Raw genomic sequence first — 14,246 nt, 5'->3', positions numbered from 1 at the left:
TATGATTGAAGTAAGAAATTTAAAAAAGGTTTATAACGGGATTACCGTTGTGGATGTACCCGCCCTGCAAATTAACAAAGGCGAAAGCGTTGGCCTTGTAGGTAATAACGGCGCTGGTAAAACCACACTATTCCGGATGGTGCTCGACCTCATTCGCGCCGAAAGCGGCGAGATTTTATCCAACGATGAAACTGTAGCTGGTCATGAGAAGTGGAAAGATTACACCGCTGCTTATCTCGACGAAGGTTTCCTGATAGATTACCTTACACCTGAAGAGTATTTTTATTTTATAGGAGGGCTACATAGTCATAACCGCACATATGTTGACGAGGTGTTGGTTGGCCTGACCGATTTTTTTAATGGCGAGATCCTGAAGAAAGGGAAGTACATCCGCGACCTGTCAAAAGGTAACCAATGCAAAGTTGGTGTAGCGGCCTGCCTGTTGCAGGAACCTCAATTGCTGATGCTGGACGAGCCCTTTGCCAATATCGACCCAAGCACCCAGTTTAGGCTTAAAAATCTGCTGAAAGATCTGAACAGGAATAAAGGTGTAACTACCATAGTATCCAGCCATGATCTTAACCACATTACCGATGTATGCGACCGGATTCTGCTGATGGAAAAAGGCGTGATCATTAAAGATATTGCAACCAGCTCATCAACGTTAAATGAGTTGGAAGCGTACTTTGGCGTTGAGGTCGCCCCTCCTGCCCATTAAAAGGGTGACTACCTTCAAGCCCCTTTTTAAGCATAAACAAAAAAAGCATTGCCGACAGCAATGCTTTTTTTGTTTAAAATCTTCTTTTGAAAAGCGTGCGTGCATACAAGCACTTCCTTTAGGGGGCTGGAGGAGCTTGTATTAGATCATCAGTCAGCTTCTCAAACTCGTTGATAAACTCTGTATAATGCTCCCCCGTTCCCGGACCACTAAAACCAGTATGGATTTTTTGTACGTCGCCGTTTTTATCGATAATAATGGTGGTAGGGAAACCAACCACTTTGGATAACATAGGCAGGCTTTGAGCGGTTTGTTTTTTATCGCTGGTATAGCCGGTCACCAACAATGAGTAAGGTACTTTAAACCTGTCTTTTACTTGCTGCAGCGCTTTCTTTGATTTTTCAAAATCGGTGGTGCGTTCATAAGCCAGGCCAATTACCTCAACACCTTTATCGTGATATTTGTTATAGTAGTTGACCATATAAGCAGTTTCGTCCATGCAGTTTGGGCACCATGAGCCCAATATCTGCACAATTACCACTTTGTTTCTGAACCTGGCATCCTCAAGCGAAACAGTTTTGCCATCAAGGTCCTTAAAGCTGAAAGCTATTTTTTTATACCCCGGTTTTAATGAAGTGAGTGAATATGCATCTGGAAGTTTGGCGTTTTCATCCTTTACAGCGGTCCAGGATTGAACTGCCGAATATCCGGCGTAAAATTTACCGTCGGTAATGGCTTTATCATTGCCGATAGTAGCAGTAAAAGTATAGGCATGACCGCCGTCGAAAGTAGAGAGGTAAAGTTTATTACCACTTACCGAGCCTTCTAAATAACGGTAATCACCGGTGGTGGTTAAGAAAGTACCTGTAAGTTTATTACCGTCCTGCTTAAACTCGCCAACGGTGGTATCGCGGCCCTCGCCCTCACCAAACACTGCCGACCAGCGGCCTCCGATATTAAACGCCGGTTGTTCAGTATTCTTAAAAAAGCGCCATGAAGTATTAGGCCTGGCGCTGAACGGAACAAGGAGATCATTATCCGCCAGGTGCCTTACCCAGTTGCCGTTAAGGCTATCTCCGTTAAGTTTCAGCTTAAATTCTGAATTGAACAGCGGCATATGGATAAAAACAGAATCGCCTTTGGTAGCAACATCTGTTACCTTGAAATGCTCGGCACCGTTAATGATAGCTAATTGTTGTTTGCTCCCGCTATTGTTGACCTCGAAATTAAAAGGGATTTCGGTGCCTGATTTAGTTTTAAGTGCACCGCGCCACACACCTGTTTTTAGTTTGGTTTGAGCAAAGCCGGTTTGCAGAAATAGTAATCCGCAAATACCAGCTATAATATTTTTGAAAGTCATACTTAAATATATAGTCTACTTAATCTATATACTTTCAAAGGTATAAAAACAGCGCCGTTATTTCAACAATCCGCGCGAAATGACAATTCTTTGAATTTCAGATGTTCCTTCATAGATCTGAGTTATTTTGGCATCCCGCATCAGGCGTTCAACGTGATATTCTTTCACATAACCGTACCCGCCATGAATCTGCACCGCTTCGGTGGTGGTGCGCATAGCTACTTCAGATGCATACAGTTTTGCCATTGAGGATGCCTGGGCATAGGGTTTTCCATGATCTTTAAACCACGCTGCTTTAAGGCACATCAAACGGGCTGCCTCAATTTCAGTAGCCATATCGGCCAGCTTAAATTGGATAGCCTGGTGGTCGGCAAGCGATTTACCAAAAGTTTTGCGCTCCTTAGCGTATTGCACTGCAAGTTCGTAAGCACCTGAAGCAATACCTAAAGCCTGCGAAGCAATACCTATACGGCCACCATCCAGTACGTTCATGGCAAACTTAAACCCAAAGCCGTCTTCGCCAATGCGGTTCTCTTTAGGCACTTTAACATCGGCAAACATCAGCGAGTGGGTATCCGAGCCGCGGATGCCCATCTTGTTCTCTTTAGGGCCAACAGTAAAGCCCGCCATTCCTTTTTCAACAATAAAAGCGTTGATACCATGGTGTTTTTTTTCGGCATTGGTTTGTGCTATTACAATATAGGTAGATGCGCTGCCTCCGTTGGTGATCCAGTTCTTAGTACCATTAAGCAGGTAATGATCGCCCATATCAATTGCTGTAGTGGTTTGTGATGTAGCATCAGAGCCGGCTTCCGGCTCCGAAAGACAGAACGCGCCAATGCATTCGCCTTTGGCCAGCGGTACCAGATATTTTTGCTTCTGTTCTTCGCTGCCATATTTCTCCAATCCATAGCATACCAGCGAATTATTCACTGAAACAATTACTGATGTGGATGCGTCAATCTTTGAAAGTTCCTCCATCACCAGCACATATGATATGGCATCCATGCCAGCGCCGCCATATTGCGGAGATACCATCATGCCCAGGAAACCCAGTTCACCAAGTTTCTTAACCTGGGCAGCAGGGAATTTTTGCTGTTCGTCGCGTTCAATAACACCTGGCTTCAATTCTGTTTGCGCAAAATCACGCGCAGCCTGGCGAATCATTTTTTGTTCTTCGGTCAGTTCAAAATACATGGTATAATTAAAAGCATAAATATATAAAAATTACTATGCATGCATAGTAATTTTTATAAACAAAAAAAGAGAGCTTTTTTTGAAGCTCCCTTTCCCCTAATTAATTTAAACTATTGATTAAACCCAAAACAAAGAACAAAAAATCTCAACTTGGGCGTCTGAGAATTCAATTTAATTTTTCACAGGTAGATGTTACTAAATCTTTTATTTTTTCACAGATGATACAGGGCGAATATCTATATACAAATCCTTTGCCATAATTATAAAATTGTGGCATTAATATTTCATGTTTAAACGTTAGTTGCTCATTTTTATAAAAGAATAATATCTGTATATAAAATGTAATGGTGTTATTTTATATTTAGCTTGCACAAAAAATACAATGTATCATATTAGCCGATCCAGTCATGCTTTTAACTGATTTTGAATATCTTAACGACACTAATAGCGCATTTAAACGCAAAGTTGCCTTACAGATTAAAACTTTACGCAAGCAAAATCAGGTTACCCAGGAGAAGTTTTTTAACGAAACGCACATAAATATTGCCCGGCTCGAATCTGGTATTATTGATATCAGGTTGGAAACACTTCGTAAAATTTGTTATTATTTTAACGTTTCCTTAGCAGGTTTTTTCCAGGAGATATAATAAATTATCATATTTTAAAAAATAAGCTGTCCTAAATTCTATTTTACCATACAGTTGTTGTATTTTAATTCATACACACACCTAAAAAATGAACAGAAAAACCCAATCCTTATCCATAGTTGCCGCCGCGCTTGGCACCTTACTTAGTGCCTGTAGCCAAACCGACAAAACAAAAGCTTACGAAGCCGGCGACCCAGTGATCCATAATATGGATACCACCGTAAAACCGGGCGATGACTTCTTTAAATATGCCAACGGAACCTGGCTTCGCAAAAATCCTATTCCGGCGGCGTACGCTGCCTGGGGCATCGGCAATGTTGTGCAGGAAGAGTTGCGCGACAAGATGAAAAAGATCAACGAGGATGCGCTTAAGGCTAATGCTCCGAAGGGCAGCAACACCCAAAAAATAGGCGATTTTTATTTCAGCGGGATGGATACCGTTAACATCGAAAAACAGGGGCTTGCACCTCTGAAAGATGAACTGGATAAAATTGACAGGATAACGGATATCAAAAGCCTGGTTGAGGAGTTTGCACACTTACAACGGATTGGCGTTACGCAGCCTATCGGCGCTTATGTTGGGCAAGATGCTAAGAACAGTGCAAAGATGGCTTTGGGTTTATACCAGTCGGGCATTGGTATGCCAAACCGCGATTACTACTTTAATAAAGATGAGCATAGCGCAGCCATCCGTACCGACTATCAAAATAATTACCTGCCCGCCATATTCAAACTGGCAGGCCTGCCTGTCGATAAAGCAATTGCCGGCGCTAAGAAAACTTATTCGCTGGAAACTTTCCTGGCTGATAGCAGCCGGAAACTGGAGGACCTGCGCGATCCTTATCATAACTATAACAAAATGCCACTTGCCGCGCTGAGCAAGCTGGCCCCGGATATTGACTGGAAACCCACTTTTGAAAAGATGGACTACAAAAATGCGGATACCGTAATTGTAGGACAGCCTGAGTATTACAGGGCGCTTAATAAAGCACTAAAAACTTTTACTATAGATGACTGGAAGAATTACCTGCGCAAGAACCTGGTCACTGCTTTTGGGCCATACCTGAGCAAACCGTTTGATCAGGAGGTGTTTCGGTTTTATGATAAGGTGATTTATGGCAGTACGGCCCAACTTCCACGCTGGAAAAGGGTGTTGGATACTGAAAACGGTTTGATGGGCGAGGTATTAGGACAAATCTTCGTAAAAGAATATTTCCCCGAGAAAACAAAAGAGCGCTATGTGAAATTGGTTGAAGAAATGCGCGCCAGCTTTAAAGAGCATATTGAAAAGCTGGATTGGATGAGCCCCGAAACCAAGGAGAAAGCTTACTACAAATTATCAAAAGTTGTCCCTAAAGTTGGTTACCCGGATAAATGGAAGGATTTTTCAACTCTGGAAATTAACCGGGGCCCTTACGCCCTCAACGTATTACGGGCAAACGAGTGGTGGCATAATTTCAGCGCGGCTAAATTAGGCAAACCTGTCGACCGTACTGAATGGGACATCACGCCTCAAACCTATAATGCTTACTATAACCCATCAAACAACGAGATTGTATTGCCTGCCGGCATTTTTACCATTCCCGGCTACAAGGATGAGAATATTGATGATGCCGTCATTTACGGTTATGCTGCCGCTTCAACTATTGGCCATGAAATGACCCACGGTTTTGATGACCAGGGCAGGCAGTTTGATGCTGCCGGAAACCTTAAAGCCTGGTGGAAACCGCAGGATTCGGTAAAATTTAGTCAGCGTGCCAAAATGCTTATCGACCAGTTTAATGGTTACAGCATTTATGGTTTGCATGTAAATGGCAAAGCCACTCAGGGGGAAAATATTGCCGATCTCGGCGGAATAGTAATAGGTCTTGACGCGTTCAAAAAAACACAGCAATATAGAGAGGGTAAACTCATTAACGGGTTAACACCCTTACAGCGTTATTTTTTAGGATACTCATTAGGCTGGCTTACGCAAGACAGGAAAGAATCACTTTCGAGCCAGATCCTAACCAATGAACATGCGCCCGGTTTTATGCGTGTTAACGGGCCGTTTACCGATGTGCCTGAATTTTACGAAGCCTTTCATATTAAGAAAGGTGATAAGATGTGGATAGATCCGGATAAACGAGTGAAGATATGGTAGCGGTAATGATGTAACTGGCCGTTACATGATCACAATGATTGCGTTTAAAACAGACGAAGCAACTCCAAACCATACAGGGCGACTGTAAATCGGGATTGCTTCGTGTCTTATAGTTGTAGTTGTATAACTGTAAGTTGTTAATTGTCATTCGTAATATGTATTGTAGCCCTTTTTCAGGATTGTCCAGGGCTACTTCTCATGACGTCCTAACGGTTCCCTACAATATAAACTTCGTGCTTAGGAAATTGGAATCATTGTCATTCACAATTTCATTGATGATGTTTTTGTTGGTTTCGGTCATTTTAGTGGTAACTAATGAGCGGATTGAGAACGACCTTAAGGCATCATGTACCGAAAGTGTACCCTCGGCACTGTCCTTACGCCCGGTGAACGGAAATACATCCGGACCGCGCTGACACTGACTGTTAATGTTTACGCGGCTTACTAAATTCACAAAGGGATCGATCAGTGACGAAATTTCCCTGGCATCATTACTGAAAATACTCACCTGCATACCATGTGGCGAGTCTATCTGGTAAGCGATAGGCTCCTCAATATCTTCAAATGGAATTACTGGGATCACCGGTCCAAATTGCTCTTCGCGGTACAGTTTCATGTTTTCATTAACCGGGTAAACTATGGCCGGGAAAAAGAACGAAGCCGATGTTTCACCTCCGTTTTCGTTAATCACTTTTGCGCCGCTAGCTAAGGCGTCATTTACAATATCGGTAAGGTAAGCCGGTTTATGAGGTTCGGGGAGCGGGGTAAGTTTTACATCCTTTTCCCAGGGCAGTCCGAACTTAAGTTTGGCAACCGCCTCGCTTAATAGTTTTAAAAACTCATCAGCAACGGCTTTATGTACAAATATCACTTTAATAGCAGTACAACGCTGGCCGTTAAATGACAGCGAGCCTAAAATACACTCGCTCACAGCCTGCTGCAGGTCGGCATGTTTGGTGACTATGGCTGCGTTCTTGGCGTCCAGACTTAAAACAGCTCTTAAGCGATTAATTTTAGGGTGACGCTTTTTCAAATCATTTGCTACTTTGCTTGAGCCAATGAAAGCCAGCACATTCACCTTGCCCGATGACATCAGCCCGGGTGTTACCACTGCGCCCCTGCCATAAATGGTGTTCACCACTCCTTTAGGGAATGATTCCTGGAAGGCTTTCAGCAATGGATAATGCAGCAGTGTACCGTGTTTAGGCGGTTTAAATAAAATAGTGTTCCCCATGATCAGAGCGGGGATCAGCGTAGTGAAAGTTTCGTTTAACGGGTAATTAAACGGCCCCATGCAAAGCACTACTCCCAGGGGCGAACGACGGATCTGGGCCACCAGCCCCTCGGCCATTTCAAAGCGTGACGACTGGCGGTCAATATCTTTTAACGCGTCGATGGTGGCATTGATGTATTCAATAGTACGGTCAAATTCTTTAGCCGAATCAGCGTATGATTTGCCTATTTCCCACATCAGCAGTTTTACCACCAGCGTACGTTGTTCGCTCATTTTGTAAATAAAGCGCTCCATACATTTAATACGGTCGGCAATGCTCATGGTGGGCCATTCGCCGCGGCCATTGTCATAGGCTTCAAGGGCGGCATCCAGAGCTTCAAAAGCTTCTTTTTCGGTGCAAACCGGGTAGGTACCTATGAGCTTACGGGTAAAAGTACCGTCTTCCGCCCAAAAACCAACAGGTGAGTAAACTTCACTTACTTCGCCGTTCCATAGTTTCATTTCGCCACCGCTCAGGTATTCGCGCTGGTGTACTTCTTCAATTTGGAATTCGGGGGGAATATTATTTTCATCAATAAAAATTGAACTGAGCTGGGTTTTAAAACTCATATTTTTTCAAGGGTTTGATTTCCCTAAGATAAAAAAAGCCTGCTTTAACAAGCAAGCTTTATGTGTTATAATGTTTACTGATTTTTAATAGCCGAAGGCATTATTGATGATCCGATCCGCCTTCGTGAAAGAATTATCCTTTTGAAGGGCCTTTGATTCCCGGTTTCCTGCTTCTTTTCAAAATCCTGGTTTAGGGAAATTAACGCCACCCGCGGCAAGCTCTTTAAGCATTTGTTCCTGAAGGTTTATTTTAGCATTGAGGAAATCGGCAGGATCAACCCAAACATTAATAGTAAACCTTACGCAATCGTTATCCAGGCTGATAACGCCCACCCGCGCGGCCGGGTCATGAAGGATATCTTTATTGGCATTTACTACGCCTGTCATGATGGCCTTCGCCTTTTCTATATCATTGTTATAGCCTACCCGCAATTCAAAATCAAGACGGCGGCGGCCTTCGCGCGTTATGTTTACAATAACTTCATTAAAAAGCTTTCCGTTAGGGATAATGACGGTTTTGTTATCGGCGGTAATAAGTACGGTATAAAACATCTGTATAGATACCACCCTGCCATCCTGGCCTTGGGCTACAATGCTGTCATCTATTTCAAAAGGTTTTAATAACAGGATCAGCACACCCCCTGCAAAATTTTGAAATGTGCCCGACAAAGCCAAACCGGCTGCTACCGAAAATGCGCCGATGATGGTAGTGAAGATACTCATCTCCAGCCCTATGATGTTCATTACCCAAATAATGAGTAAAACATATAAAGCTGTAATGGTTAGGCTTAAGAAAAATGGCTGTAGTGATGAATGAATGCCACGCTTCATCATACGCATGCGCAGCCTTGCACGTAAAAACTTAATAAACCATAACCCAATAAAAAATATGATTAGTCCACCTACATAATTGGGGCCGCGGTTAATAAGCCAATGGTGGAACTCAGTGTAAAATTCGTCCAGTTTCATAACTGGGCGCAAAGTTAATAATTATCTATTAACTGTACAGGGAAACGAAGAGCTCGGGGCCCTTAAACAACACCCACTCAACCAGTGTGCTTTGTATTTGTTTTGTTTTTTGAGATAGACGTTTCATGACCTGCATTGTTCAAATCCTGTGCCTGATTAGTGCTGTATCAGATTTGTTATGCAAAACTACGTATTACTAAGCCCCGCGAAGTTGAAAATTAATCAAATGATTAATTAATGACCATTGAATTACCTTAGGATGACTATAAAGCCTCTTTTAAAGCACAAAACCCTGTATGCTTTTGCATACAGGGTTTTGAAAGTATATAAGTTTCTATACACCCCTTCAGGGGCTTGGCGACTCTTACATCATGCCGCCCATGCCGCCGCCCATTGGTGGAGCGCCTGCTTTTTCATCTTCAGGATCATCAGCTAATACAACTTCGGTAGTTAATAACATGGAAGCGATTGAAGCTGCATTTTCTAAAGCAACGCGGCTTACTTTAGTTGGGTCGATAACACCTGCAGCAATCAGGTTTTCGTATTTATCAGTACGTGCGTTGTAACCAAAGTCGGCAGTGCCTTCTTTAACTTTTTGCACAATGATTGAGCCTTCGATACCAGCGTTTTCGCAGATCTGACGTAAAGGCTCTTCGATAGCGCGACGGATAATCTGGATACCAGTGTTTTCGTCTTCGTTATCACCTTTAAGATCGGCTAAAGCAGCAACAGCACGGATGAAAGCAACACCACCACCAGCTACGATACCTTCTTCAACGGCGGCACGTGTAGCGTGTAAAGCGTCGTCAACACGGTCTTTTTTCTCTTTCATTTCAACTTCGGTAGCAGCACCTACGTAAAGTACAGCAACACCGCCAGATAATTTGGCTAAGCGCTCTTGCAATTTTTCGCGGTCATAATCAGAAGTTGTTGATTCGATCTGAGATTTGATCTGGCTTACGCGGCCTTTGATCTCTTCTGCAGAACCTGAACCATTGATGATAGTAGTATTGTCTTTGTCGATAACGATTTTCTCAGCAGTACCTAAGTAGCTAAGGTCAGCGTTTTCTAATTTGTAACCTCTTTCTTCAGAAATTAAAGTACCACCGGTAAGGATAGCGATATCTTCTAACATAGCTTTACGACGGTCGCCGAAACCTGGCGCTTTAACAGCAGCAACTTTCAGTGAACCACGGATTTTGTTAACTACTAAAGTAGCTAAAGCTTCGCCGTCAAGATCTTCAGCAATGATCAATAGTGGTTTGCCGGTTTGCACTTGTTTTTCAAGGATAGGAAGCAATTCTTTCATTGAAGAGATCTTCTTGTCGTAGATCAGGATGAAAGGATTTTCTAATTCGGCTTCCATTTTGTCAGCATTGGTTACGAAGTAAGGAGAAAGGTAACCACGGTCAAACTGCATACCTTCTACAGTTTTAACTTCGGTTTCAGTACCTTTTGCTTCTTCAACAGTGATTACACCATCTTTACCAACTTTTTCCATTGCTTCGGCAATTAACGAACCGATAACCTCGTCGTTATTTGCAGAGATAGCAGCAACTTGTTTGATTTTGTTATTGTCTTCACCAACAGTTTGTGACTGCGATTTCAGGTTTTCAACAACCGAAGCAACAGCTTTGTCGATACCACGTTTCAAATCCATTGGGTTTGCACCGGCAGCAACGTTTTTAATACCAGCTGTTACAATAGCCTGAGCTAACACGGTAGCTGTAGTAGTACCATCACCTGCAATATCGGCAGTTTTTGAAGCTACTTCTTTAACCATTTGAGCACCCATGTTTTCAAGGGCGTCTTTTAATTCAATTTCTTTAGCAACAGTAACACCGTCTTTAGTGATGGCTGGTGAGCCAAATTTTTTGTCGATGATTACGTTACGGCCTTTAGGGCCTAAGGTTACTTTTACTGCGTTAGCAAGGATATCAACACCGCGTTTCAGGGCGTCGCGTGCTTCAACATTGTATTTAACTTGTTTTGCCATGATGTTTTAATTATTGAATTATTGAATTAGCGAATGAGTGATTTGATTTCGCTTTCAATAATCTATTTTTTTTAATTTCTTTGATTTTAAACCAGCGGTTTGAACAGGAATAAATTCACTAATTCAATAACTCACTAATTCACTAATTGGTTAAAGAACTGCGTATATGTCTGATTCACGCATAATTAAGTACTCTTTACCTTCATAGGTAATTTCAGTACCTGCATATTTACCATATAAAACCTGGTCACCAACTTGTACGGTTAAAGGCTCATCAACTTTTCCCTGTCCAACAGCAACGATGGTTCCACGTTGAGGTTTTTCTTTGGCAGTATCAGGAATGAAGATACCTGAAGCGGTTTTCTCTTCGGCTGCTGCAGCTTCCACTACAACCCTATCGCCGATCGGTTTAATGTTTAATGACATAGTTATAACTGTTTATTTTATTTAAGTTTTTCAGCCCGATATGCAACATCAATTATGCCAAGCGGGTATTATGGCAAGTATTGACAGGCTAAACTGTTTTAATGTCAGCAAAAGGTTATTTGCGTTTTGTGGCTTAACAATTTTTTAACCCGATGGTGTCAGGTTGTCAGTATGACTTAGGGATGACGGTAGGGGGATGATGCTTTAAAAAAAATGTCATTTCGATAGAGCAGGGGGGAGGAGTGCGCGGTAGGGCGAAAGAGAAATCTTTTAGGCTTTGCAGAGCGATAATGTATGATTTATACAAGGCGTATAAGATCGTATGCATGAAACAGTTAAAGAAGAGTTCTTGAAAAAAAGGTTGTAGATTAAAGTAAACAACTAAGAACAAACACTTTAAATCAAGAACTCATGCAACAAGTTACACAATTAGATTTTAGCGGGCAAAAGATTTTTGCGGGGATAGATGTCCATAAGAAATCCTGGAAGGTAAGCATCCGTAGTGAACAAATGGAACTCAGGACGTTTTCGCAGAACCCATCGGCGGGAGAATTAAGTACTTATCTTAAGCGTAATTACCCATCAGCGGACTACCACGTAGTTTATGAAGCCGGATTTTGCGGTTTCAGTCATCAGCGGGAATTTAGTAATGCAGGGATTAACTGCATCGTTGTAAACCCGGCCGATGTACCCACGACAGGTAAGGAAAAACAGCGTAAATCAGACACCGTTGATTGCCGGAAATTAAGTCAGTCACTAAGTAAAGGAGACCTTACCGGTATTTTTATTCCCTGTATTGAACAACAGGATGACCGGGATATTATTCGCACATACAATCAAACGGTAAAAGATCAGACGAGATATAAAAACAGGATCCAGGGTTGGCTTCACTTCCAGGGGATAACGTTCGGTGAATCAGAGGGCCGTTATTGGTCAAATAATTTTACCAACTGGCTTAAAAATCTGTCATTGAGTCCTTCGGCAAGGACAGCCCTTGACCTTAAACTTCAGGGTTACCTACAGGCCAGGAGCATGGTATTGGCCGCCACCAGGCAGGTGCGTATTTTGTCCAGGCAGGCGCGTTATAAGGAAAGAATAGCCCTGATCAGGACAATTCCCGGCGTGGGCGAGATTACCGCTTTGTTATTTGTAACAGAAGTGGGCGATGTGAACAGGTTTAAATCGTTCGATGCTTTATGCGATTACGTTGGCCTTGTGCCCAATACTCACAGCACTGGTGATAAAGAAAAAGTATCAGGTCTGACCAGGCGGGCCAATCATCAGCTCAGGGAAAAACTCATTGAAGCCAGTTGGACAGCCGTACGTACAGATCCCGCCTTGACGATGCCTTATAATAATTACTGTAAAAGGATGAAAAAGAACAATGCCATCATCAGGATAGCTAAAAAAATGCTTAACCGGATTCGGTATGTAATGAAAAACGAATGCCCGTATGTAATAGCGGTTGTGAAATAATAAACAACAAAAGTGCAGGATAAAACAATCTGTTTTGTTATCAGATGATAAACCGGAATGAGAAATCCGCAGCCCCTTTTGAGGTGTCTGCTTTGTATAAGACTACGGTTATCATTTTATCAAATAATTTAAACGCGATGCTGCGGCCCGTAATGGTGTCTGCTTATAGGAGATTGATTGGTATTTATCGGTGCATTAACGTAATTGAAAATCGGTGAAGGTTTTCTTAGCCATAGGCGAAAAAGATAAAATAAAAAAGTCTCCTGTTACAGAGACTTCTTTTATCTGATTCGGCAGATCATATTGCTGGCAGGTTGCTCCCCAGCAGAGCCTGTTTCCTCTTCTGATCTGCAAAGGAAAATTAAGAAAACATGGTCACGGTTTGCTTAGTCATTTATATATTATAACTTTATATAATCTATTACCACGCTTTTTAGGACTTTTTGCCTTTCTGTAGCAGATTTTCATCATAGGAGATTTCTCCTCACTCCCACACGTATTCCCTCACTTGTTCGTCGAAATGACAATCAGTTTTATTGGTCGGGAGCGATTAAGAAAGAATGTTGTATCTGAACGAGTCTTACGCCGTTTTCCTCGCCGCTGATAACTTCTTCACTTCATCCTTCGCCTTGGCAAACCACACTTTATTGCTTTTACGTTCAACCGGGCTTAACTGCGATTGTTCATTGAGCATATCGGTAAAAATTTGCCAGGCATCGTCCTCCCGGCCGGCACGGGTAAGGAACATGCCATATTCATAACGGGGCTCAAAGTAGGAGTAACGGCCCTTCATTAGTTTAAACTCATTCTCAGCCTGCTCTTCCTGGTAAGTAAGCTCAAGCGATTTGGCATATAGGATGTGCGCTTTTGAGCGTGCGAACTGTGGTAGTTTATAAAGCTTTTTAGCGATAGGAATAACCTCGTTGTACATTCCTTTTTCAAAGTATGCTACAATAAGTTGCCCCATTACATGTTCGTTTTCGGCAAAGGCGCCGGTAAGGCTGTTCTTATAGCTCTCGAGGGCTTTATCGGTAAGCCCGGCTTCCAGGTAGGCATCTGCCAATTTTACACGGTTGGCAAACGTATCGGTAAACCTAACTTCATCTTCGAGGCGTTTAATTTTGGCCCCGGGGTTGATTACTGCCTCAACGTTTATTTTGGGTGCACGGATACCGCGATTGGACAGGATCTCGCTGTAGATATAATACAAACATCCGAATAAAGGTATTACTATAAGGATCCAAAGCCATTTTTGCTGGGTACCGCGCCGTAGACTGTGAATGATACAAAATGCCTCTAATATCAATATAATATAATAATAATTGCCACCGCCGAAGTACATGCCTGTTTATGATATAAGATTTAGTAATAATCAAAAATAATGAAAATGTACCTGTAAACAAGGGTATTTATAGCTGTAAAATGATTTTTTTGCTAATTGTTTGAGTATTGGATAAACGGGATTAATCGG

11 protein-coding genes are annotated in these 14,246 nt (G+C 42.4%); 4 read left to right on the top strand and 7 right to left on the bottom strand.

Annotated elements, in window-relative coordinates:
• Position 1: 1 nt before the first annotated feature.
• A complete protein-coding gene (locus ABID99_RS22805; RefSeq protein WP_188834367.1) occupies positions 2 to 718 on the top strand; it encodes an ABC transporter ATP-binding protein in 717 nt (238 codons plus the stop codon).
• A gap of 118 nt (positions 719 to 836) precedes the next feature.
• Here ABID99_RS22805 and ABID99_RS22800 read toward each other — a convergent pair whose 3' ends face one another.
• On the bottom strand, positions 837 to 2,078 hold the full coding sequence (locus tag ABID99_RS22800; protein WP_188834368.1) for a peroxiredoxin: 1,242 nt from the start codon (positions 2,076 to 2,078) through the stop codon (positions 837 to 839).
• A gap of 57 nt (positions 2,079 to 2,135) precedes the next feature.
• The gene (locus ABID99_RS22795; RefSeq protein WP_188834369.1) at positions 2,136 to 3,275 is read right to left on the bottom strand and encodes an acyl-CoA dehydrogenase; all 1,140 of its coding nucleotides are present in this window, start codon (positions 3,273 to 3,275) and stop codon (positions 2,136 to 2,138) included.
• Positions 3,276 to 3,682: 407 nt separating this feature from the next.
• On the opposite strand from ABID99_RS22795, the gene ABID99_RS22790 reads away from it, so the two are divergent.
• Together ABID99_RS22790 and ABID99_RS22785 are read left to right on the top strand one after the other, a co-directional pair.
• On the top strand, positions 3,683 to 3,922 hold the full coding sequence (locus tag ABID99_RS22790) for a helix-turn-helix domain-containing protein (protein ID WP_090530481.1): 240 nt from the start codon (positions 3,683 to 3,685) through the stop codon (positions 3,920 to 3,922).
• An 88-nt stretch (positions 3,923 to 4,010) separates the two neighbouring features.
• Positions 4,011 to 6,065 (top strand): M13 family metallopeptidase, encoded by a 2,055-nt coding sequence (locus ABID99_RS22785; protein ID WP_188834370.1) that lies wholly within the window; start codon positions 4,011 to 4,013, stop codon positions 6,063 to 6,065.
• A 217-nt stretch (positions 6,066 to 6,282) separates the two neighbouring features.
• Here the strand turns inward: ABID99_RS22785 and ABID99_RS22780 are convergent, their stop codons facing one another.
• From ABID99_RS22780 to groES, 4 genes are all read right to left on the bottom strand, one after another.
• The gene (locus tag ABID99_RS22780; RefSeq protein ID WP_090530475.1) at positions 6,283 to 7,908 is read right to left on the bottom strand and encodes an NADP-dependent glyceraldehyde-3-phosphate dehydrogenase; all 1,626 of its coding nucleotides are present in this window, start codon (positions 7,906 to 7,908) and stop codon (positions 6,283 to 6,285) included.
• Positions 7,909 to 8,085: 177 nt separating this feature from the next.
• Positions 8,086 to 8,877, bottom strand: coding sequence for a mechanosensitive ion channel family protein (locus ABID99_RS22775; RefSeq protein ID WP_090530472.1), 792 nt, complete (start codon positions 8,875 to 8,877; stop codon positions 8,086 to 8,088).
• 364 nt (positions 8,878 to 9,241) lie between these two features.
• Positions 9,242 to 10,873: a chaperonin GroEL gene (gene groL / locus ABID99_RS22770; protein WP_274986259.1), complete on the bottom strand. Its 1,632-nt coding sequence runs from the start codon at positions 10,871 to 10,873 to the stop codon at positions 9,242 to 9,244.
• Between the two features lie 150 nt (positions 10,874 to 11,023).
• The gene (gene groES / locus ABID99_RS22765) at positions 11,024 to 11,299 is read right to left on the bottom strand and encodes a co-chaperone GroES (RefSeq protein WP_090530466.1); all 276 of its coding nucleotides are present in this window, start codon (positions 11,297 to 11,299) and stop codon (positions 11,024 to 11,026) included.
• A 411-nt stretch (positions 11,300 to 11,710) separates the two neighbouring features.
• Here groES and ABID99_RS22760 point away from each other — a divergent pair, with 411 nt between their 5' ends.
• On the top strand, positions 11,711 to 12,775 hold the full coding sequence (locus tag ABID99_RS22760) for an IS110 family transposase (protein WP_176629135.1): 1,065 nt from the start codon (positions 11,711 to 11,713) through the stop codon (positions 12,773 to 12,775).
• Between the two features lie 580 nt (positions 12,776 to 13,355).
• On the opposite strand, the gene ABID99_RS22755 is transcribed toward ABID99_RS22760, so the two are convergent.
• A complete protein-coding gene (locus ABID99_RS22755; protein WP_373615188.1) occupies positions 13,356 to 14,117 on the bottom strand; it encodes a hypothetical protein in 762 nt (253 codons plus the stop codon).
• Positions 14,118 to 14,246 lie beyond the last annotated feature (129 nt).

Source organism: Mucilaginibacter sp. OAE612 (assembly GCF_041806395.1).
In the GTDB taxonomy this organism is placed as follows: domain Bacteria; phylum Bacteroidota; class Bacteroidia; order Sphingobacteriales; family Sphingobacteriaceae; genus Mucilaginibacter; species Mucilaginibacter rubeus.
Note: the sequence above shows the minus strand (reverse complement) of the source record. Positions and strands in the feature narration are given on the sequence as shown.